Source organism: Frateuria sp. (assembly GCF_035944355.1).
In the GTDB taxonomy this organism is placed as follows: domain Bacteria; phylum Pseudomonadota; class Gammaproteobacteria; order Xanthomonadales; family Rhodanobacteraceae; genus Frateuria_A.
This window is the reverse complement of the sequence record NZ_DASZBH010000015.1, coordinates 1-19,341: the sequence shown is the minus strand read 5'-3', so window position 1 is coordinate 19,341 and position 19,341 is coordinate 1. Positions and strand designations below refer to the sequence as shown.

20 protein-coding genes, 4 tRNA genes and 1 pseudogene are annotated in these 19,341 nt (G+C 67.9%); 11 read left to right on the top strand and 14 right to left on the bottom strand.

Going from position 1 to position 19,341, the window contains the following annotated elements; all coding sequences use genetic code 11:
* Window positions 1-23: 23 nt before the first annotated feature.
* Window positions 24-161 carry a hypothetical protein gene (locus tag VGU03_RS12645; RefSeq protein WP_327481040.1) on the top strand — a complete coding sequence of 46 codons (138 nt, stop codon included), beginning with the start codon at window positions 24-26 and terminating at the stop codon, window positions 159-161.
* A gap of 143 nt (window positions 162-304) precedes the next feature.
* On the opposite strand, the gene VGU03_RS12640 is transcribed toward VGU03_RS12645, so the two are convergent.
* From VGU03_RS12640 to VGU03_RS12620, 5 genes are all read right to left on the bottom strand, one after another.
* The gene (locus VGU03_RS12640) at window positions 305-661 is read right to left on the bottom strand and encodes a DUF1428 domain-containing protein (RefSeq protein ID WP_327481038.1); all 357 of its coding nucleotides are present in this window, start codon (window positions 659-661) and stop codon (window positions 305-307) included.
* Between the two features lie 156 nt (window positions 662-817).
* The gene (locus tag VGU03_RS12635; protein ID WP_327481036.1) at window positions 818-1,891 is read right to left on the bottom strand and encodes a sugar-transfer associated ATP-grasp domain-containing protein; all 1,074 of its coding nucleotides are present in this window, start codon (window positions 1,889-1,891) and stop codon (window positions 818-820) included.
* A 156-nt stretch (window positions 1,892-2,047) separates the two neighbouring features.
* Window positions 2,048-2,554: a peptide-methionine (S)-S-oxide reductase MsrA gene (gene msrA, locus VGU03_RS12630; protein WP_327481034.1), complete on the bottom strand. Its 507-nt coding sequence runs from the start codon at window positions 2,552-2,554 to the stop codon at window positions 2,048-2,050.
* Complete coding sequence (gene msrB / locus VGU03_RS12625) at window positions 2,551-3,006, bottom strand: peptide-methionine (R)-S-oxide reductase MsrB (RefSeq protein ID WP_327481032.1); 456 nt, start codon at window positions 3,004-3,006, stop codon at window positions 2,551-2,553. Before msrB ends, msrA begins: the two co-directional genes overlap by 4 nt.
* Before the next feature lie 157 nt (window positions 3,007-3,163).
* Window positions 3,164-3,640 (bottom strand): Hsp20 family protein, encoded by a 477-nt coding sequence (locus tag VGU03_RS12620; protein WP_327481030.1) that lies wholly within the window; start codon window positions 3,638-3,640, stop codon window positions 3,164-3,166.
* 199 nt (window positions 3,641-3,839) lie between these two features.
* Here VGU03_RS12620 and VGU03_RS12615 point away from each other — a divergent pair, with 199 nt between their 5' ends.
* A complete protein-coding gene (locus VGU03_RS12615) occupies window positions 3,840-3,974 on the top strand; it encodes a hypothetical protein (protein WP_327481029.1) in 135 nt (44 codons plus the stop codon).
* A 326-nt stretch (window positions 3,975-4,300) separates the two neighbouring features.
* Here the strand turns inward: VGU03_RS12615 and VGU03_RS12610 are convergent, their stop codons facing one another.
* From VGU03_RS12610 to gloB, 4 genes are all read right to left on the bottom strand, one after another.
* On the bottom strand, window positions 4,301-4,543 hold the full coding sequence (locus VGU03_RS12610) for a hypothetical protein (RefSeq protein ID WP_327481028.1): 243 nt from the start codon (window positions 4,541-4,543) through the stop codon (window positions 4,301-4,303).
* Window positions 4,544-4,777: 234 nt separating this feature from the next.
* Window positions 4,778-6,103, bottom strand: a complete 1,326-nt coding sequence (locus tag VGU03_RS12605; protein WP_327481027.1) for a metal-dependent hydrolase family protein — start codon at window positions 6,101-6,103, stop codon at window positions 4,778-4,780.
* A gap of 110 nt (window positions 6,104-6,213) precedes the next feature.
* Entirely contained in the window at window positions 6,214-7,461 is a 1,248-nt protein-coding gene (locus VGU03_RS12600) for a LysM peptidoglycan-binding domain-containing protein (protein WP_327481026.1), read from the bottom strand.
* Window positions 7,458-8,216 (bottom strand): hydroxyacylglutathione hydrolase, encoded by a 759-nt coding sequence (gene gloB / locus VGU03_RS12595; protein ID WP_327481024.1) that lies wholly within the window; start codon window positions 8,214-8,216, stop codon window positions 7,458-7,460. The genes VGU03_RS12600 and gloB overlap by 4 nt, the downstream gene beginning before the upstream one ends.
* A 196-nt stretch (window positions 8,217-8,412) precedes the next feature.
* Between gloB and VGU03_RS12590 the strand changes: the two genes are divergently transcribed.
* The 3 genes from VGU03_RS12590 to dnaQ are packed head-to-tail and all read left to right on the top strand — an operon-like array spanning window position 8,413 to window position 10,282.
* The gene (locus VGU03_RS12590) at window positions 8,413-9,093 is read left to right on the top strand and encodes a methyltransferase domain-containing protein (protein WP_327481022.1); all 681 of its coding nucleotides are present in this window, start codon (window positions 8,413-8,415) and stop codon (window positions 9,091-9,093) included.
* Window positions 9,094-9,107: 14 nt separating this feature from the next.
* On the top strand, window positions 9,108-9,551 hold the full coding sequence (rnhA, locus tag VGU03_RS12585; protein ID WP_327481020.1) for a ribonuclease HI: 444 nt from the start codon (window positions 9,108-9,110) through the stop codon (window positions 9,549-9,551).
* Window positions 9,548-10,282: a DNA polymerase III subunit epsilon gene (gene dnaQ, locus VGU03_RS12580; protein WP_327481018.1), complete on the top strand. Its 735-nt coding sequence runs from the start codon at window positions 9,548-9,550 to the stop codon at window positions 10,280-10,282. The genes rnhA and dnaQ overlap by 4 nt, the downstream gene beginning before the upstream one ends.
* A gap of 44 nt (window positions 10,283-10,326) precedes the next feature.
* Here the strand turns inward: dnaQ and VGU03_RS12575 are convergent, their stop codons facing one another.
* Entirely contained in the window at window positions 10,327-11,034 is a 708-nt protein-coding gene (locus VGU03_RS12575; RefSeq protein ID WP_327481016.1) for a PP2C family protein-serine/threonine phosphatase, read from the bottom strand.
* A 111-nt stretch (window positions 11,035-11,145) separates the two neighbouring features.
* Here VGU03_RS12575 and VGU03_RS12570 point away from each other — a divergent pair.
* A tRNA-Ser gene (locus tag VGU03_RS12570) sits at window positions 11,146-11,235 on the top strand.
* A gap of 391 nt (window positions 11,236-11,626) precedes the next feature.
* On the opposite strand, the gene ppsA is transcribed toward VGU03_RS12570, so the two are convergent.
* Window positions 11,627-13,999 carry a phosphoenolpyruvate synthase gene (ppsA, locus tag VGU03_RS12565; RefSeq protein WP_327481014.1) on the bottom strand — a complete coding sequence of 791 codons (2,373 nt, stop codon included), beginning with the start codon at window positions 13,997-13,999 and terminating at the stop codon, window positions 11,627-11,629.
* A 224-nt stretch (window positions 14,000-14,223) separates the two neighbouring features.
* Between ppsA and ppsR the strand changes: the two genes are divergently transcribed.
* Both ppsR and VGU03_RS12555 read left to right on the top strand, forming a co-directional pair.
* A complete protein-coding gene (ppsR, locus tag VGU03_RS12560; protein WP_327481012.1) occupies window positions 14,224-15,039 on the top strand; it encodes a posphoenolpyruvate synthetase regulatory kinase/phosphorylase PpsR in 816 nt (271 codons plus the stop codon).
* Between the two features lie 16 nt (window positions 15,040-15,055).
* Window positions 15,056-15,526 (top strand): DUF1249 domain-containing protein, encoded by a 471-nt coding sequence (locus tag VGU03_RS12555; RefSeq protein WP_327481010.1) that lies wholly within the window; start codon window positions 15,056-15,058, stop codon window positions 15,524-15,526.
* A gap of 130 nt (window positions 15,527-15,656) precedes the next feature.
* Here the strand turns inward: VGU03_RS12555 and VGU03_RS12550 are convergent.
* The 3 genes from VGU03_RS12550 to VGU03_RS12540 form a co-directional block, all read right to left on the bottom strand.
* Window positions 15,657-15,733 (bottom strand) — tRNA-Asp (locus VGU03_RS12550).
* Window positions 15,734-15,771: 38 nt separating this feature from the next.
* Window positions 15,772-15,847, bottom strand: a tRNA-Glu gene (locus VGU03_RS12545).
* Window positions 15,848-15,855: 8 nt separating this feature from the next.
* Window positions 15,856-15,931, bottom strand: a tRNA-Ala gene (locus VGU03_RS12540).
* 147 nt (window positions 15,932-16,078) lie between these two features.
* On the opposite strand from VGU03_RS12540, the gene VGU03_RS12535 reads away from it, so the two are divergent.
* The 3 genes and pseudogenes from VGU03_RS12535 to VGU03_RS12525 all read left to right on the top strand — a co-directional run.
* On the top strand, window positions 16,079-17,833 hold the full coding sequence (locus VGU03_RS12535) for a cation:proton antiporter (RefSeq protein ID WP_327481008.1): 1,755 nt from the start codon (window positions 16,079-16,081) through the stop codon (window positions 17,831-17,833).
* Between the two features lie 153 nt (window positions 17,834-17,986).
* Window positions 17,987-18,742, top strand: coding sequence for an FKBP-type peptidyl-prolyl cis-trans isomerase (locus VGU03_RS12530; RefSeq protein ID WP_327481006.1), 756 nt, complete (start codon window positions 17,987-17,989; stop codon window positions 18,740-18,742).
* 248 nt (window positions 18,743-18,990) lie between these two features.
* Window positions 18,991-19,341, top strand: a pseudogene (locus VGU03_RS12525) (UDP-glucose 6-dehydrogenase); the annotation flags it as partial.

Sequence of the window (19,341 nt, the reverse complement as noted above, 5' to 3'; positions counted from 1 at the left end):
TACCGGCCGGGCGGCGCGGGCTGGTGCCGACCGCGCTGCGCCCATCGCGGGAATCGCCCTCAGCGGCCTGGATCATGGTCGGCGCCTTGCAGGTGGCGATCGATGGCGGCACTGCGCTGCCGATCGCATGGCAGGCGCCGCCGGGCTGGTTGATGGGCTGAGGCCGGAGCGACTCCATCCGCCTGGCGGCACCTCCCCGCGTTCGCGGGGGGGCGATTCGGTAGCAGGGTCTCGCGGCAAGGCCCTTCCTCCGTTTACGGGGGAAGGTGCCCGAAGGCGGATGGAGGAGGGCCGGAGCGCGCAGCTACCTTCCCAACGTCACCACGGGCGCGAACCCGCCGAAGATCATCCGCTTGCCGTCGAACGGCATGGGGGTGTCGGGGCCGATGCGCGGGTCCTCCATGATCTTCTTCATGCCGGCGTCGCGGGTGGCCTTGTCCGGCCATTCGATCCACGAGAACACAACCGTCTCCTCCGCCGTGGCCTGCACGGCGCGGCGGAAGTCGGTGAGCTTGCCATCGGGCACGTCGTCGCCCCAGTTCTCGCAGATGCGGGTCGCGCCGAACTCCAGGAACAAGGCGTCGAAACGCCTGGCGTGGTCGACGAACTGCTGCTTGTTGGCCGTGGGCACGGCGATGACGAATCCATCGATGTAAGACATGGGGTCCTCCTGCATTGCGCTCAGGCGGGATGCCTGCGCTTTAGGGAAGTCCAGGCATCGACGTGGCGCCGGCCAAGGCCGGCTGGCGACGCACCGATTCCGGGACTACCCATCGCGACGAACCGGCGATGGCCGAATCGACACCCCGCCCGGACGTCAGGCGGCCTCGCGCCGCCACAAGTGCTCCCAGCCCAGCCCGCGGAAGCAGGGGCCGGTGGTCGCCTCGGAGAACTTGATGTCGTTGTAGCGCGCGTTCCATTCCATGATGCGCGGCCGCTCCTGCTGGTCGATGCACAGGTCCCAGCCCAGGCAGAGCATGTGCGGGCAGCTCTGGTGCAGCGTCTTGCACAGCGCTGCCGCTTCCTCGTAGCGCGGGATCGCCTGGCCGGCGAAGCGGAAGCCGGTGTCGGGGTGGGTTTCCGTGCGCTGCCAGTCGTGCAGGTAGCCGGTGTCGCCCAGCGTGCCGTGCGCGGCATCCACGGCCACGCGCACGTGGCTGCGGCAGCTCACGATGTCGTCGCTGGCGCGGCCCAGGCGCAGGTAGGCGGCCTTCACTGCGATGCGGCCGTCGAGCTCGCGCGCCGTGGTGATGCGCAGCGTCGCGGTGGAGCGCGGGCTCATCGCGGCGAAGAAATCGTGCTGGTGGATCGGCGCCTGGAACACGCCGTCCGGAAGCCGGAGCTGGCCGCCGGCAGGGAAGTCCGCGCGCGTCATGAAGGTCACGCTGCGGCCCTGGTAGGAGTTGTCGGCCTTGAACACGGTGCGCTCGTCCTGGGCGAACAGGATGTCGACCAGCTCGGCCGCCGAGACCGGACGGTAGTCGCGCGCGTAGTAGATGCCGTCGATCACGTAGGCCAGGTCGGGCAGCGCCTCGGTGTCCAGGATGCGGTTGGTGAAAGACTTGACCAAAGCGACCTTGGCCACCTCGCCGCCCTTGAGCGGATCGACCACCAGGCCGTAGTAGTTGTCCGGGATCCAACCCTCGCGGAAGCCGCCGCTGACGGCGGTGTAGACCTGCAGCCAGGGCGCGTAGCGGGCGCTACCCAGCACCTCCCGCGCGTACTCGTCCGCGCGACGGACCAGCGTCTTGTCGGTCGGCCCGCGCTGGCGCTCCACGGCGCGAAGCACCGTGTGCGCCTGGTGGTTGGAATGGATCTGGCGCAGCTCCGTGAAGACCCGCGCGGCGGCCGCGGCAGTGGAGTTCTTGAGCGATGTGGGCGAGAGAGGCATCCTGCGATCCTTACGGTGGACGACCGGGCAGGGCGGATGACCTGCGGATGCGCCTGAGCGGGCGTCACCAGGGTCGTCCCCGCCCACGGCAAGCAGACCGCGCGTGATACCGGGGCGGTCCTCAAGAGGCCGTGAAAGGCCGTGCCGCGCGCCGTCTCAGTCCGCTTCGGCGCGCCGGGGCAGCTTCCAGCCGGGCCGCACGAAGTGGCAGGTGTAGCCGGTGGGGTAATGCTGCAGGTAGTCCTGGTGCTCGGGCTCGGCCTCCCAGAAATCGCCGGCCGGTTCGACTTCGGTCACCACCTTGCCGGGCCACAGGCCGGAGGCGTCCACGTCGGCGATGGTGTCCCGGGCGATGCGCCGCTGCTCCTCGCTGGTGTAGAAGATCGCCGAGCGGTAGCTGCTGCCGCGGTCGTTGCCCTGGCGATTGGGCGTGCTCGGGTCGTGGATCTGGAAGAAGAACTCCAGCAACTGGCGGTAACCGATGCGCTGCGGGTCGAAAACGATCTCCACCGCCTCGGCGTGGCTGCCATGGTTGCGGTAGGTCGCGTTCGGCACGTCGCCGCCGGAATAGCCCACGCGGGTGGAGATCACGCCCGGCTGCTGGCGCAACAGTTCCTGCACGCCCCAGAAGCAGCCGCCGGCAAGGATGGCCCGTTCGCTCATGACTCGGCCTCCCGGGCGAACAGCTTGCGGTACTCGCCGTAGCCCTCGCGCTCCAGGTCATCCAGCGGCACGAACCGCAGCGAGGCGGAGTTGATGCAATAGCGCAGGCCGCCGGTCTCGCGCGGGCCATCAGGGAAGACGTGGCCGAGGTGGCTGTCGCCGTGGCTGGAGCGCACCTCGGTGCGCACCATGCCGTGGGTGAGGTCGCGCTTCTCGATCACGTGCGCCGGCTCGACCGGGCGGCTGAAGCTCGGCCAGCCGCAATGGCTGTCGAACTTGTCCAGCGAGGTGAACAGCGGCTCGCCCGATACGACGTCCACGTACAGGCCCGGCTCGCGGTGTTCGTTGAAGGCGTTGTCGAACGGCCGCTCGGTACCGTTCTGCTGGGTCACGCGGAACTGCTCGGGCGTGAGGCGGGCGAGCGCCTCGGGCGTCTTGCGGTAGTCGGGCATGGCGGCCTCTCGGGATGCGTCAGCGTGTGCGGGAGGACATGGGGGCGGGCCGATGCCATCCAAGCGCGGCAAGAAAAAAGACGGCCCGCCTCAGGGCGGGCCGTAACGATCACCGCAACCGGCGGCTCCGGCGGAAGGGCGGAGCCGGGCGGACAGGTCAGGCGGCCTGCGCCTCGAGCTGGCGCTGGCCGGTCGATTCGAGCACGTTGTCCGCGCCGCCGATGGCGATGCGACGCGGGCGCATCGCTTCGGGAATCTCGCGCTCCAGCTCGATGGTGAGCAGGCCGTCGGCGAGATGGGCGCCGGTCACCTTCACGTGGTCGGCCAGTTCGAAGCGCCGCGAGAAGGCGCGGCTGGCGATTCCGCGATACAGGTAATCGCCGTCCTGCTCGCCGGTCTTGCGCTCGCCGGTGACCACCAGCAGGTTGGGCTGCACCGAGATATCCAGGTCCTCGCGGCGGAAGCCGGCGACCGCCATGGTGATGCGGTAGCGGTCCTCGCTGAGCTTGACCGTGTCGTAGGGCGGCCAGTTGTCCACGGCCTGTGCGCGCGCGGCGTTTTCCAGCATGTCGAAAATGCGGTCGAAACCGATGCTGGACCGATGCAGCGGAGCCAGATCGAACATCGTACGCATGACCATATCCTCCTCAAGAGCAACATGGAAAGGGAAGCCACCGGCCAATGGCCCGGCGGCGCCAGCCCTGCCGGCTGGCGATCGGCAGGTAGGGGCGCCGTAGCCGCTTTCAAGGGCGCAGCTTCAGCGGACGTTTAGGCGTCCATAGGCACGTCGCGGATCAGCCGCGTGCGGTCTGGCCCTAACGTTGGAGTTGACCGTGTCCGCGTCGAACGACCAGTTAGGCAGCATCGGCTCTCCTCATGTCATTGATGCGAACGACATCCATGTGGACGCCGTAGACCATCTGCAGTCCATCGATGTCGTTGAAGAAGTACTGCATCTACCCATTTGACATTCGCAGATCCCACTTGCCCTGGAGTGTGTAGCGCTCAAGGTACAACTGAATCTTTCTACGTTTGCCGAAGGAAGTCAGCCGCCCCGCGGGGTCGTTGTACCAAACGGAAGACACGACGCCGTGTTGGTCATACACCGCCATCTGACAGTCCGGAAGGTTGACCCGAAAGATCTTCGTCTTGCCGTCCATCTCCTCGAATGGCTTCGTGCCGGTCGACTCCAAGATGGCGAGACTGTCCGCAACCGCGACCCCGAGTGGTAGATGTGGAGTCCTGATCTTCAATGGCCAAAAGTGGTTCATTCCGTGCCGCCCTAACGCTGGAGTTAAGCGGCGTCGGAGGCGTCCGCCTTGGACGAGTTGTTAGGCGCCTTAGGAGCCTGCACGCGAATGACGGGTTTGCCGCCACGACAAGACAGTTCGTAACGTTTTCCGCCTTCGAAGGCTTGTACCACGGTCGGCGGCCCATCCACATAGATATAGCCAGGACAGCTGTACCCAATCGCGCGCTCGCCGGGAGCGATGTAAGCCAGCTTTACCGGCGCAGAAGGGAAATAGTAGTTGCCCACGGAGACTATGCCTGAGGCCACATCGAGAGGCTTGTCCCCTTGGACAAAAAGCAAGGTAGCGGCCAACTCTTTGGAGGCTGGAACCGTGGGCCTGAACGCAGTGCAGCCTGGAAGAAGCGCCAAGAGCAAGAGAAAAAAAGGGATTCGGCTCATAAGCCTGACTAGAAGTAGATTGGAAATCGCAACCTAATCGGACAGCGGGCAGAGGCGCGCCAAAAGCGGCGCGCGCCTCGGTCAGCGCGAGGTTTCCGTTCCACCTTGCTTGTAGATCACCCCGTCCTTCATCACGAACGGCACGTGCTGCAAGGCGCCGATGTCGGTGGTGGGATCGCCCTGGACGGCGATGATGTCGGCATCGAGCCCGGGCTTGAGCTGGCCGAACTTGTCCTGCTGGCGCAGGATCTTCGCGTCCACGGCGGTGGCGGCGAGCAGGGCCTGGGCGGGGCGCATGCCGTCGCGCACCATCCATTCCAGTTCCTTGTAGTTGTCGCCGTGGGTGAACACGCCCACGTCGCTGCCGTTGCCGATGGTGACGCCGGCCTGCATGGCGAGCCTGAAGGCGTGGGCGGACTGCTGCATGTCGGCATCGAGCGGCTGGCCGGGCTTCCAGCCGTGGAAGTATTCGGCGTAGGCGGCTTCGGCTTCCAGCGTGGGCAGGTAGGCGACGCCGTGCTGCTTCATCAGGGCGAACACTTCCGGCGTGCCGCCGTAGCCGTGCTCGATGGTGTCCACGCCGGCCAGCACGGCGCGGCGCATGCCTTCGGGCGTGGTCGAGTGCACGGATACGGGCAGGCCGAGCGAATGCGCGGTCTCGACGCCGGCCTTCAGCTCCTCCTCGCTGAAAGTGGGCACCGAGCCGTGGCTCTTGCCGCAGTGATAGTCGGCGTAGATCTTGATCCAATCGGCGCCGTGGCCGGCCTGGTCGCGCACCGCGTCGATCATCTGCGGCACGCCGCTGACCGGGATGCCGCCCTGCGGCAGGTCGAGGTCTTCGCGAAAGCCCATCGGGCCGGGGCCGTAGCAGTGGCTGGCGATGGTGGCGCGGGTGGCCACGAACAGGTGCGGGCCGGGGATCAGGCCCTGGTCGATGGCGCGCTGCACGTCCACGTCGGCGTAGCCGGCGCCTTCGGTGCCCAGGTCGCGCAGCGCGGTGAAGCCTGCCATCAGCGTGTCGTGCGCGTGCTGCACGGCCTCGATGGTGCGGTAGGGCAGGCTCTCCTTGAGCACCTGGTCGTTCCACAAGGTCTCGTTGTACGGGTGCAGGAAGATGTGCGAATGGGCGTCGATCAGGCCGGGCAGCAGGGTGGTGCCGGGCAGTTCGATGGTCTGCGTGCCGGGTGGGGCCTGGACCTGGCTCGCCGGGCCGGCGGCGGCGATGCGGTCGCCCTGCACCAGCACGACCCAGCCCGCGTGCGCCTGCTCGCCACGCGCGTCGAAGACGCGGTCGGCCTTGAGCAGCCAGGGATGGTCGGCCGGCTTGCGCGCCGGCGCGGCGACGGCGCTGCCGGCCAGCAGCAGGCCGAACAGGGCGGCCAGGACATGGCGTGGGCGATGGGGCATGGGCGTTCTCCGGAGGGGACCTGACGGGCCTTTGTATCACCGCCGCAGCGATCGGACCCATCGGTTGGACGCAGGAAGCGCATGCGGAGGCCGGCGGGCCGCGGAGGGGATCAGTGCGTGGCGCTTACCGCCAGCTTCTGGCCGACCTGGATGGCGTCGCCGTGCAGGTGGTTCCATTGCCTCAGTTGCGCCACGCGCACGTGGTAGCGCTGCGCGATCTTGAGCAGCGTGTCGCCGGCCTTGACCACGTGCGTGCGCACCGTTGCCTTGGCGGCGGGCGCGGGCGGAGGAGGCACGTTCTCCGGCTGGCGTGTCGCCGCGGACGGATCGTCGCCGAGGTTGGGCAGGGCGGGCGCGGCTCCCACGCTGGCCATCAGGTCGGCCGAGCCACCGGCGGCCTGCGCCAGCAGCGCGGTGCGCAATTGCGCGGCCTGCTTGCTTGGCAGCAGCAGGCTGCCGCCACGGCGGGCGTCGACGACGCCGTTGCGGTAGCCCGCGTTGAGGCTGGCCAGCGTCGAGGGCGACATGCCGGTCAGGCGCGCCGCCTTGTCCAGCGACAGCCGTTGGGTCACGGCCACTTCGACCAACTGCTGCTCGTCCTCGAGCACCGGCAGGGTGACGCCGAAGCGTTCCGGCTCGCGCACCACGCAGGCGATCGCCAGCAGCTTGACCAGGTGCTCGCGCGTGCCCGCACGCACCGGCATTGCCGGTACCGCCTGCTCGCGCGGCGGCGCGCCGTCGCGGGCCACCAGGCGGTCGATGCTGTCGCGGCCGGCGTTGTACGCATAGTCGGCCAGGCGCCAGTCCTGGAACCAGTCGTGGTAGTGGCTGAGCAGGGCCATCACCGCATCGGTGGAGGCGGTGAGGTCGAGTCGGGCGTCGTAGTTGCGGTCGACCGCCAGGCCCATGTGGCGCGCCGTGTTCGGCACGATCTGCCACATGCCGGCCGGACGGTTTTTCTGCGGCGGTACCGGTCGGAAATGGCTCTCCACCCAGGGCAACAGCGCGAATTCGCCGGGCACCTCGTGGCGCGCGGCGATTTCCTGCACGTAGAGCAGCCGCGGCAGCACCGTGCGCATCTGCGACTCGAACCGCTGCGGAGAGGCGGTGTAGCGACGGGCCCATGCCTCGATACCCGGATCGCCGGCGCAGTCGGCCATCACGAAGCTGCCGCGCAGGCGACCCCACACGTCGCTGCCCGCCGTGGCGGTGGGGCTGGTCGGTTTGGCCGTGGTGATGTCGTGGATCTCGGCCTTCGGCGGTTCGACGCCGGGGGCACGGGGCCGGGAGGGCCCGACGGCGCAGGCGGTCAGCGCCATGGCGAGCGCGAGCGGCAGGGGGCGCAGAAGGTGTTTCATCCTTGGAAGGCGTCCTTGGCGGCGCGCAGGGCGGCGAAGCGCGCGATGCGGTCGCCGGCGGCATGCCGCCGGCCCCACTGGATCAGCGCATCGCTATCGATGCGCAGGAAGGGATTGCAGGCCAGTTCGCTGGACAGCGGCACCGGCACGGTGGGCTGGCCTTGCCTGCGGGCGGCCGCGACACGTTCGCAGCGCTCGGCCAGTTCCGGGTTGGACGGGTCCACCTGGCGGGCGAAGCGCCCATTGGCCGCGGTGTATTCGTGGCCACAGCAGACCAGCGTGTCGTCGGGCAAGGCGGCGAGCCGTTCCAGCGAGGCGAGCATCTGCGCCGGCGTGCCCTCGAACAGGCGCCCGCAGCCGAGGCTGAACAGGGTGTCGCCGCAGAGCAGTACGCCGGCGCCGACATAGGCGATGTGGCTGCGCGTGTGGCCTGGCACCGCAAGCACGTCGAAGCGGGCCTGCGGCTGTTCCAGCGTGAACGCGTCGCCGTCGCCCACGCGGCGGTCGGCGTGCGCGATGCGCTCGTCCCGCGGCGCCACGACCGTGGCGCCGTGGCGTTCGCGCAACGCTGCGGCGGCGCCGATGTGGTCGTCGTGATGATGGGTGAGCAGCACGGCGCGCAGCTGCAGCGCGCGCTCCTGCAGGGCGGCCTCGACCGGCGCCTGCTCGCCCGGATCGACGACGATCGCCTGGCCGCCGTCGTGCAGCAGCCATATGTAGTTGTCGGCGAGCGCCGGTAACGGTACGACGTGCAAGAACGGTCTCCGCAGCTTTTCGTATCGACTGGCGCAGGCAAGCGCTTGCGCAGGGCGGTCGACTATAGGTGGCGTCTGTGGGGCACTCGTTAGTGAGTCGTTAAATACGCGGTTTGCGTTCAGGCTCGCCACGGCGATGCGACACGCTTTCGGCCCCAGCGGCTACACTTCCCTTTTGCGGAGATTCGGGCGCGACATGGCACAGCGCGATCAAGACATCTATGCCAGCAAGCCCATGCGCGGCCTGTTCGCCGCGGAGGCGCAGGCTCTGGCCGGCGAGCTGCAGCGTTGTGTCGGCGCCTACGCGTTGCAGGTTTCGGCGGTCGCGCACGACCAACCGCCCGCTTCGCCCATGCTCGACCGCTGGGTGCACCTGCACCTGGACGGCAACCGTTGCGGCGGCGACCTGCGCGCCCGCACCGACGAGCCGCTGCCGTTCCTCAATGATGCCTTCGGCCTGGTCCTGCTGAGCCATGCCGTGGAGGTGGCGCCGGATCCACAGGTGCTGCTGCGCGAGGCCGCGCGCGTGCTTGCGCCCGGCGGCATGCTGGCGCTGACCGGCATGCACCCGGCGAGCGGCTGGCTGCCCTGGCTGCTGTGGCGGGGCCGGGCCGGGGTGAATCTCGAATCGCCCTTGCGCATCGGGCACTGGCTGCGCGGCGCCGAGCTCAATGTCGAGCGCGTGCAGCGGGTGGGGCCGTTGTGGCCCAGCTCGGCGAACGTGCCGCACCATGGCGGTCCGCTGGGTGGCGGCTATCTGCTGATCGCGCGCAAGCGGCGGCAGGCCACCGCACCGATCCGGCTGCGTCCGCGGGCGATCGCGGCGGCGCCGGTCGCCGGACTCGCGCCTGGCGCGCGCCGCAGCACCGCCGCCTGACGTACCGAGAAACGATGACCGAAGTCGAAGCGTTCACCGACGGCGCCTGCCTGGGCAACCCCGGGCCCGGCGGCTGGGCCGCGCTGCTGCGCGCCAAGGGTGCCGAGCGCCTGCTCGCCGGCGGCGAGCCGGACACCACCAACAACCGCATGGAGCTGATGGCCGCGATCGGCGCGCTGGAGGCGCTGACGCGTCCGTGCAAGGTCGTGCTCACCACCGATTCGCGCTACGTCATGCAGGGCATCGAACAGTGGCTGCCGCGCTGGGTCGCCAATGGCTGGCGCACCTCCGACAAGAAGCCGGTGAAGAACCAGGATCTGTGGGAGCGGCTGGCGGCGGCCAAGTCGCCGCATCAGGTACGCTGGCAGTGGGTGCGCGGCCACAACGGCCACGTGGAAAATGAACGTGTGGACGTGGCGGCGCGCGAACAGGCCGAGCGTTACAGGGGCAGGGCATGAGGCAGATCGTTCTGGATACCGAGACCACTGGCCTGGAGGTACGCCAGGGGCACCGGTTGATCGAAATCGCCTGCGTGGAACTGATCGAGCGCCGGCCCAGCGGGCGGCACTGGCAGACCTACCTGAACCCCGAGCGCGCGATCGACGAAGGCGCGCGGCAGGTCACCGGCATCGAGGACGAGTTCCTGCTCGACAAACCGCATTTCGCCGAGGTGGTGGAAGAGTTCCTGGCCTTCATCGGCGACGCCGAGCTGATCATCCACAACGCGAGCTTCGACGTCGGCTTTCTCGATGCGGAGCTGGCACGCGTGGGCGCGCACCTGGGCTGCATCGCCGATCGCTGCCGCGTGATCGACACGCTGGCGATGGCGCGCGAACGCTATCCCGGCCAGCGCAACAGCCTGGACGCGCTGTGCAAGCGCCTGGGTGTGGACAACTCCGCGCGCGACCTGCATGGCGGCCTGATCGACGCGCAGCTGCTGGCCGACGTCTACCTGGCGATGACCTCGGGCCAGGTGGCGCTGGACCTGGCCTTCGACCATGCGGCCGAGCAAGGCGGCGCCGCGGTGCTGGCGCCGGTCGCGCTGCTGCGCCGCCCGCGCGTGCTGCGCGCCGATGTCGCCGAGCTGGCCGCGCACGAGCAGCGTCTGGATGCGCTGGACAAGGCCGCCCAGGGCGGCAGTGTGTGGCGCCGTGTGGCGTCGGACGAGGCGCTGGCCGCGGAGGCCTGAACATCCGGCGCACGCAACGGGCGCCGGGGCACTTGCATCCGCCGTTACTTCACCCGCGCCAGGATCACCGTGATGTTGTCGTCCGCGCTGCCATCGAGCGCGGCGAGCAGCAGGTGATCGACGCATTCCTGCGCGGCGAGGTCGGTGCGACCTACGATCCGTGCGATCGTGGCGTCCGCCACGCCCTCGGTCAGTCCATCGCTGCACAGCACAAACGCGCTGCCTGATTCGGTCCGCCCGCGCGCCATGCCGACGTGCAGGTGCTCGATCGCGGTGACGCCGAGCGCCTGGGTCAGCACGTTGCGCTGCGGATGGCGCTCGGCCAGCGCCGGATCGAGCTGGCCGGCGGCGACCAGTTCCTGCACCAGCGAATGGTCGTGGCTGACCTGGCGCAGCGTGCCCGCCTGCCAGAGGTAGATGCGGCTGTCGCCGACCCAGGCCACCTCGTAGCGGTCGCCGGACAGGCGCAGGGCGGCGACGGTCGTGCCCATCGGCGGTGCATCGGCCGAGCCGCCGCCCGCCTGCCTGAGCAGGCGCTCGCCCGCGCCGCGCACCGCCTCGACCAGGCCGCGGCCTCGCGCGACCTGCTCCACGATGGCATCGCGCACCAGTGCCGCGGCCACTTCGCCATGCTGGTGCCCGCCCATGCCGTCGGCCACCAGGAACAGTCCCAGTGCCGGGTCGGCGTAGTAGGTGTCTTCGTTGCTCGCGCGGCGCAGGCCGACGTGGGTGCCGTGTCCGAACTCGATCATGGGGTGCCAGCTGACGATATCCGGCGCAGCATGCCGTACGCCCATCCTGTTGTCACGGTTGTCCGCCCCGCGTATGATTGCCGGCTCGCGCGGACCACCGCGCGCACCTTTGGAGAGGTGGCAGAGTGGTCGAATGTACCTGACTCGAAATCAGGCGTACGTGTAAGCGTACCGTGGGTTCGAATCCCACCCTCTCCGCCAGAAACGCAAAAGGCCCCATCGGGGCCTTTTGCGTTTCTGATGGACAGGGTGGGTGGACGGAGTCGCCCGGGTTCGACCGATTCGCCAGGAGCGAATCGGGACAGCCGCAGGCTGGCCCCGGAGCGCATAGCGCGCAGGGGCGAGGCCCAGGGATGGGCCGAGCAATCCCACCCTCTCCGCCAGAAACGCAAAAGGCCCCGATGGGGCCTTTTGCGTTTCTGGGATCTGAAGCTTCCCGCAAGGCCTCCCCCATCCGCCCTCCGGGCACTTCCCCCGCAAGCGGGGGAAGCACCGGCCGAGTTTTCGGGTTCGCGTGGGGGGGGGCCGTTGCTAGGCTTCCTCCGTTCCACGGGGAAGGTGCCGAAGGCGGATGGGGACGCTCTTCGCGTGATCAGCCGGCCTTCTTCTTGGCCAGCCGCAGCCAGGTGTCGACGACCGTGTCGGGGTTGAGCGACACCGACTCGATGCCCTGGTCCATAAGCCACTCGGCCAGGTCCGGATGGTCGCTGGGTCCCTGGCCGCAGATGCCGACGTACTTGCCCTTCTCGCGCGCGGTCTTGATCGCCATGGCGAGCAGCTTCTTGACCGCCGGGTCGCGCTCGTCGAACAGGCTGGCGACTATCCCTGAGTCGCGGTCCAGGCCGAGCGTGAGCTGGGTGAGATCGTTGGAGCCGATCGAGAAGCCGTCGAAGATCTCCAGGAACTCGTCGGCGAGCAGGGCGTTGGAGGGCACCTCGCACATCATGATGATCTTGAGGTCGTCCTGGCCCTGCTTGAGGCCGTTCTTCTCGAGCACCTCGACCACCTTGCGGCCTTCGCCCAGCGTGCGCACGAATGGGATCATCACCCATACGTTGCTGAGTCCCATCGTCTCGCGCACCTTCTTGACCGCCTTGCACTCCAGCGCGAAGGACTCGGCGAAGCCCGGGTCGACGTAGCGGCTGGCGCCGCGGTAGCCGATCATCGGGTTCTCTTCGTGCGGCTCGTAGCGCGAGCCGCCGATCAGGCCGGCGTATTCGTTGGACTTGAAGTCGGACAGGCGCACGATCACGGGCTTGGGATAGACCGAGGCGGCGATGGTCGCGATGCCCTCGGCCAGGCGGTCGACGTAGAAGCTCACCGGGTCGGCATAGCCGGCCATGCGCTCGTCGATCTTGGCCTTGGTCTCGGCGTCCTGGCGGTTGTATTCGAGCAGCGCCTTGGGGTGCACGCCGATGTGGCTGGCGATGATCATCTCCAGGCGCGCCAGGCCGATGCCGGCGTTGGGCAGCATGCCGAAGTCGAATGCGCGCTCGGGGTTGGCGACGTTCATCATGATCTTCAGCGGCGCCTCGGGCATGGCGCCGAGATCCGCGGTGATGCGGTCGAAGGCGAGCTTGCCCTCGTAGATGGTGCCGGTATCGCCCTCGGCGCAGGACACGGTGACTTCGGCGCCGTCGGGAATCGTCTGCAGCGCGTTGCCGGTGCCCACCACCGCCGGCACGCCGAGCTCGCGCGCGATGATCGCGGCGTGGCAGGTGCGGCCGCCGCGGTTGGTCACGATCGCCGCGGCGCGCTTCATGATCGGCTCCCAGTCGGGATCGGTCATGTCGGCGACCAGCACGTCGCCATTCTGGAATTCGTGCATCTGGCTGATCGACTTGACCACGCGCGCCTTGCCCGAGCCGATCTTCTGGCCGATCGCGCGGCCCTCGGCCAGCACCTTGCCCTTCTCGTTGAGCTGGAAGCGCTCCAGCTGCGTGGCGTGCGCGCGCGACTTCACCGTCTCCGGGCGCGCCTGCACGATGTAGAGCTTGCCGGTGTTGCCGTCCTTCGCCCATTCGATGTCCATCGGGCGGCCGTAGTGCTGCTCGATGACGAGTGCCTGCTTGGCCAGTTCCTGCACGTCCTCGTCGGAGAGGCAGAACCGGTTGCGCAACTGGGCCGGGGTTTCCTCGATGCGCACGCGCTCGCCCGGCTTATCCGAATAGACCATGCGCTGCTGCTTGGCGCCCAGGCTGCGGCGGAGCAGGGCGGGCTTGCCCGCTTTCAGCGTGGGCTTGAAGACGTAGAACTCGTCGGGGTTGACCGCACCCTGCACGACCATCTCGCCCAGGCCGTAGGAGCCGGTGACGAACACGACGTCGCGGAAGCCCGATTCGGTGTCCAGTGTGAACAGCACACCCGAAGCGCCGATGTCCGAGCGCACCATCAGCTGCACGCCGGCCGAGAGGAACACGTCCTCGTGCCTGAAGCCCTGGTGCACGCGGTAAGCAATCGCGCGGTCGTTGTAGAGCGAGGCGAAGACCTCCTTGACCTTGTGCAGCACGTCGTCGATGCCGACCACGTTGAGGAAGGTTTCCTGCTGGCCGGCGAAGGAGGCGTCCGGGAGGTCTTCGGCGGTAGCCGACGAGCGCACGGCCACGGCAATATTTTCGGCGCCGGCATCCTTGCAGAGCTTCGCGTAGGCATCGCGGATGGCCTGATCGAGTTCTTGCGGCAGCGGCGTTTCGGTGACCCACGAACGGATCTCCCTGCCGGCAGCGGTCAGCGCCTCGACGTCTTCCACATCCAGGCCGTCCAGCCTTGCGCGGATGCGCTTGGCCACGCCGCTCTTGTCCAGGTACTGCTGGAAGGCATCCGCGGTGGTGGCGAAGCCGCCCGGCACCGAGACGCCGAGCTTGGCGAGGTTGCCGATCATTTCGCCGAGCGAGGCGTTCTTGCCGCCGACCTTGCCCAGGTCGGTCATGCGCAGTTTGTCCAGCCAAAGCACCAGGTCGTTCAAGGGACTCTCCTTAGAAAAGCTTGGGGGAATGCGCTGCGCAGCGCCCGGATTCGGGCCGCAAAGGACTGGTATTGTCCGCTGTCGATGGTGCATGGCACAAGAAGACCATTTGTTCACGGCGCCGGGCCAACTGCATACCAGTCAGCCGCGAGTCAAGCGAACACGGGCTTCGTCGCATGCGCTAAGGTTCCGGGCAGGCCACCTTCGGGCGAACGGACATCCGCATGCAACGCACGGTTTTTTTCATCTCCGACTCCACTGGTATTACGGCGGAGACGATCGGCAACTCCATCCTTGCCCAGTTCGAGGGCATCCATTTCGACAAGCATCGCCTGCCGTTTGTGGACGATCCGCATAAGGCCGAGGCCGCTGCGCTGCGCATCAAGACGCGCTACGCGCAGACCGGCGAGCGACCGATCGTGGTCAACACCATGGCCGACCGCGGGTTGTGCGAAATCGTCGCGGCAAGCGGCGCGCTGATGCTGGACGTGTTCGCGCCCTTCATCGGTCCGCTGGAAGAGGAGCTGGCCGCCAAGCGCTCGGGCGCCGTCAACCGCTCGCACGGCCTGGTCGATTTCGACAAATACGAGGCGCGTATCAACGCCACCAACTATGCGCTCGCGCACGACGACGGCCTCGACGTCGACTACGAGCAGGCGGACCTGATCCTGGTCGGCGTGTCGCGCTCGGGCAAGACGCCCACCTGCCTGTACATGGCCTTGCATTACGGCGTCAAAGCCGCCAACTATCCACTCACCGACGACGACCTGGACAAGCTGGAACTGCCCAAGCGGCTCAAGCCGTACAAGGATCGCCTGTTCGGTCTTTCCATCGACCCGCAGCGGCTGGCGCAGATCCGCGAGCAACGCCGGCCGGGCAGCCGCTACGCCACCCTGCAGCAATGCCGCTGGGAACTGGAGCAGGCCGAACGGCTGCTGCGCCAGGCGGGCATTTCCTCGCTCAATACCACCCACGTTTCGATCGAAGAGATCGCCAGCAAGATCTTCGAGCGCTTCGGTATCGAGCGCACCATGTTTTGAGGTATCTGTAGAACCGATGAGTGCCGTATTGGACAGCCGCTCCGCCTTGCTCCCGGGACGCTTCGAGTTCCTGATGGGCCTGTACGCGGAGAACTACCACCGCCTGGCGCACCTGTTCGCGCCGCAGACGCTGGCGCCAGGGCGCTACCGCTCCAGCGTGGACGACGGGCTGGACGTGCACTTGCACGTGCAGGAGCGGCATCCCTACACGTTGGAGCTGGAGCTGACCTACGGCTTTGTCGATGCGAACACCGGCCACCCCTCGCCGTCGGCGCAGCTGCGCATGTACACCGACGCGCACGTGGCCGAGGCGCTGCACTGCCATCCGGGGCGTCACCTGTGGCAGGTGCTGGGACCGTTTCCGGAGGCGCATACGGTGCTGCAGCATCGGCTACGCATGAACGGGTTCCTTTCGCGCTGGCTGGAATACCTGGCCGCGCAGGGACACTCGGTCGGAACGCTTGAGCCGATCGACGCGCAGGATTGATCGAGGGCAGTCAAGGGCGAAGCCCTTGCGAAGAGTGCGGCCATGGATGGCCGCTTCTGCTGTTGCGCTCATGGGCGAGCGCACAAATTAAGCCCAACAAAAAACCCGCACTCGGCGGGTTTCTCATTAGTGGCGGAGCGGACGGGACTCGAACCCGCGACCTCCGGCGTGACAGGCCAGCATTCTAACCGACTGAACTACCGCTCCGCGTTGTCTTCCAGCTACACAAAGTGCGAGGCCAACCTTGGCGTCCCCACGGGGATTCGAACCCCGGTCGCCACCGTGAAAGGGTGATGTCCTAGGCCTCTAGACGATGGGGACGGGTAGGTTGGTGGAGCCAGGCGGGATCGAACCGCCGACCTCCTGCATGCCATGCAGGCGCTCTCCCAGCTGAGCTATGGCCCCGCCGCTGGAAGCCCGAAAGAATAGGCAGGGTTCGCAAATCCGTCAAGCTTTTTTTCGAAATTTCTGCGCGCCTCCGTCACGTCGGCGACGCCGCGTCGGCGGCCACGTTGTGACGTAAGCTGCTTGGCCACTCTTCACGGAGCGCGCATGCACGAGATCGGTTTCATCGGTGACCTCGCCATGGTGATGATCGTGGCCGGCGCCACCACGATGCTGTTCCAGCGCCTGCGCCAGCCCGTGCTGCTGGGCTACATCCTGGCCGGCGTGCTGATCGGCCCGCACACGCCGGGCATGCTGGTCGGCGATCCCCGTGCGATCGACGACATCTCCAACCTCGGCGTCGTGCTGCTGATGTTCACGCTGGGCCTGGAGTTCAGCGTGCGCAAGCTGCGCGAGGTCGGCCTCGGCGTGCTGATGGTCGCCGTGATCGAGGTGGGCCTGATGCTCTGGATCGGCACGGGCCTGGGCGAGCTGATGGGCTGGAAGAGCATGGATGCGCTGTTCCTCGGCGCCCTGATCTCGTTGTCCTCGACCATGGTGGCCACCCGCACGCTCGCCGAGAGCGGACTGCGGCATCTGCCGTTCGCGCAGCGGGTGGTAGGGATACTGGTCGCCGAGGACGTGCTCGCCATCGTGATCCTGACGGTGCTGAGCGCGGTGGCGATCGGCGGCGCGATGGAGGCGGGCACTGCGCTGGCCGTGGTAGGCCAGGTCGGCCTGTTCGTGGTGGCCGGGATGATCCTCGGCCTGTTGCTGCTGCCCAGGCTGATCGACTATGTCGCCGGCTTCGGCCGGGACGAGACCTTGCTGGTCAGCGCACTGGGCGTGTGTTTCGGGGCCAGCCTGTTCGCGGCGTGGCTGGGTTTCAGCGTGGCGCTGGGCGCGTTCCTCGCCGGCGCGGTGATCGCCGAGGCGCGCAACGCGCATCGCGTGATGCGGCTGGTCGAGCCGCTGCGGGACATGTTCGCCGCGCTGTTCTTCGTGGCGATCGGCCTGAAGATCGACCCAGCGCTGCTGTGGCAATACGCGCTTCCGGCGCTGGGCATCGCCGCGGTGGTGATGGTGGGCAAGACGCTGGCGGTGGGCATGGGCATGGTGGCGGTGGGACAGGATCCGCGCTCGTCGATCCGCACCGGGCTGAGCATGGCGCAGATCGGTGAGTTCTCCTTCGTGATCGCCGCGCTCGGCACTTCGCTGGGCGTGGTCAGCGAATTCATCTATCCGATCGCGGTGGCGGTGTCGGTGGTCTGCATGGCCGCGTCGCCCTACCTGGTGGGGCATGCCAACGGAATCGTCGACGGCATGCGCCGGATCGCGCCAGGGCCGCTGCGGCTGCTGCTGACGAGCTACTCGGGCTGGCTGGGAGGGCTCAAACCGGTGGAGCAGAACGCGATGATCGCGGCCATGCTGCGCCGGCTGCTCTGGCACATCGGGATCAACGTGGTGCTGGTAGTGACCCTGTTCGTGATCGGGGCCTACGTCAACGCGCACAACTGGGCCTGGTTCTCCAGCCTGGGAGCCAACCGCGACACCCGCCATTCGCTGATCTTCGCCGCCGCGCTGTTCCTGTCGCTGCCGATGCTGATCGCCATCTACCGCAAGGCGGAGGCGCTGGGCATGCTGCTGGCGGAACTGGGCATCCGCGAGCACTTCGCCGGCGGCTATACCCACACCATCCGCAGCCTGCTGGCGCGGTTGATCCCGCTGGGCGCGCTGCTGGCGCTGGGCCTGTTAGTGAGCGTGCTCGGCTCGGCGATCCTGCCCCCGCGGGGCGTGGCCATCGTCCTGGTGGTGGCTGGCGTGGCGCTCTCGGCGGTGCTCTGGCGGGCGCTGGTGAAGATGCACGCCAGGTTGCAGGCGGCCCTGCGCGAGACGCTGGAGCGGCCGCCGCCGCCGGGCTGAGGGGGCGGGTAAACGGGAACCTTTCCCAAACGTGACGGTCGACAGCCGGTGTCGTTGCCAAGACCGCTCGACGCGCCTCACAATGCCTGGCCTGCCTCCATCGGGGAGGCCCGGTCGCATTGCCGGCATATCCAATACACGAGGGAGTTTTCGATGAAGCATTTTCTGCGTCCCACGCTGACGGCGGCCGCCCTGGCCGTTGCGCTGGGCATGACCGCGGGCGTCCATGCCCAGACCGCCAAGTCTGGCGCCGCCGGCACGGTCGACAAGACCAAGGCCAGCTACGTGGTCGGCTGGGACCTGGCCAGCCAGCTGCCGCCGCTGGTGCGCGAGGAAGTCGATCCGGCAACCGTCGCCCGCGCCGTGCAGTCCGCGCTGTCGGGCCAGAAGCCGACCATGAGCGAGGCCGAGGCCAAGAGCGTGCGTGACGCCTTCGTCGCCAAGCTGCAGGCCAAGGCCAAGGCCCAGTACGAGAAGATCGCCGCCGAGAACAAGGCCAAGGGCGAGGCTTTCATCGCCAAGAACAAGAACGCGCCGGGCGTGAAGACCACCGCTTCGGGCCTGCAGTACAAGGTGATCAGCGAAGGTACCGGCGCGCGTCCGGGCCCGAACGACACCGTGCAGGTCGACTACGTCGGCACCTTCGTCGATGGCCAGAAGTTCGATGCCTCCGCCGAACACGGCAACACGCCAGCCTCGATCCCGCTGCAGGGCGTGATCCCGGGCTTCCGCGAAGGCCTGGAGCTGATGAAGACGGGCGCGCATTACATGCTCTACATCCCGTCGAACCTGGCCTATGGCGCGCAGCCGCAGAACGGCTTCCCGCCGAACGCCACGATCATCTTCGACGTGACCCTGGTGAAGACCGGCCCGACGCCGGCCGGCGGCCAGGGCGAAGCCGGCAAGTAAGCGGCTCCGCCGAAAAGTCTTGCAGAAGGGCGCGGAGCGATCCGCGCCTTTTTGTTTTAGGGCGTGTTGTTTTAGGGCGTGTTTGTTTTCGGGCGTGGCGGTGCCTTCCGCGTTTCCTGTGCGGGACGTGTGCCGCCTTCACCTGTCGCCTATCAAGCGCCGGCAGCGTATGGTCGCCGCCGCGCGCGATGCCCGTCCGCGGCAGCGCCCCTGCTAGAATCGGCGGTTCCTTCGGTGGGATTGGACGAATGAAAGTCACGCTCTTCGGCACCGGCTACGTCGGCCTGGTCACGGGCACCTGCCTGGCGGAGATGGGCAACCACGTGCTGTGCGTGGACGTGGACACGGCCAAGGTCGCGCGCCTGAAGCAGGGCGAGGTGCCGATCTTCGAGCCGGGGCTGGCGCCGATGGTCAAGCGCAACTTCGAGACCGGCCGGCTGGATTTCACCACCGATGCCGCCGCCGGCATCGCCCACGGCGAGGTGATCTTCATCGCCGTGGGCACGCCGCCGGACGAGGACGGCAGCGCCGACCTGCGCTACGTGCTGGAGGTGGCGCGCAGCATCGGGCAGCACCTGGACCGCTATGCGGTGGTGGTC

What these genes read in the sequence shown, in the direction of transcription:
- VGU03_RS12530 (WP_327481006.1), top strand. Translation starts at nt 17,987, where the DNA reads ATGAAGCATTTTCTGCGTCCCACGCTGACGGCGGCCGCCCTGGCCGTT.
- VGU03_RS12635 (WP_327481036.1), bottom strand. Translation starts at nt 1,891, where the DNA reads ATGCCTCTCTCGCCCACATCGCTCAAGAACTCCACTGCCGCGGCCGCC.
- VGU03_RS12640 (WP_327481038.1), bottom strand. Translation starts at nt 661, where the DNA reads ATGTCTTACATCGATGGATTCGTCATCGCCGTGCCCACGGCCAACAAG.
- VGU03_RS12605 (WP_327481027.1), bottom strand. Translation starts at nt 6,103, where the DNA reads ATGCCCCATCGCCCACGCCATGTCCTGGCCGCCCTGTTCGGCCTGCTG.
- rnhA (WP_327481020.1), top strand. Translation starts at nt 9,108, where the DNA reads ATGACCGAAGTCGAAGCGTTCACCGACGGCGCCTGCCTGGGCAACCCC.
- VGU03_RS12555 (WP_327481010.1), top strand. Translation starts at nt 15,056, where the DNA reads ATGAGTGCCGTATTGGACAGCCGCTCCGCCTTGCTCCCGGGACGCTTC.
- msrA (WP_327481034.1), bottom strand. Translation starts at nt 2,554, where the DNA reads ATGAGCGAACGGGCCATCCTTGCCGGCGGCTGCTTCTGGGGCGTGCAG.
- dnaQ (WP_327481018.1), top strand. Translation starts at nt 9,548, where the DNA reads ATGAGGCAGATCGTTCTGGATACCGAGACCACTGGCCTGGAGGTACGC.
- VGU03_RS12535 (WP_327481008.1), top strand. Translation starts at nt 16,079, where the DNA reads ATGCACGAGATCGGTTTCATCGGTGACCTCGCCATGGTGATGATCGTG.
- VGU03_RS12590 (WP_327481022.1), top strand. Translation starts at nt 8,413, where the DNA reads ATGGCACAGCGCGATCAAGACATCTATGCCAGCAAGCCCATGCGCGGC.
- VGU03_RS12600 (WP_327481026.1), bottom strand. Translation starts at nt 7,461, where the DNA reads ATGAAACACCTTCTGCGCCCCCTGCCGCTCGCGCTCGCCATGGCGCTG.
- VGU03_RS12620 (WP_327481030.1), bottom strand. Translation starts at nt 3,640, where the DNA reads ATGCGTACGATGTTCGATCTGGCTCCGCTGCATCGGTCCAGCATCGGT.
- VGU03_RS12575 (WP_327481016.1), bottom strand. Translation starts at nt 11,034, where the DNA reads ATGATCGAGTTCGGACACGGCACCCACGTCGGCCTGCGCCGCGCGAGC.
- msrB (WP_327481032.1), bottom strand. Translation starts at nt 3,006, where the DNA reads ATGCCCGACTACCGCAAGACGCCCGAGGCGCTCGCCCGCCTCACGCCC.
- ppsR (WP_327481012.1), top strand. Translation starts at nt 14,224, where the DNA reads ATGCAACGCACGGTTTTTTTCATCTCCGACTCCACTGGTATTACGGCG.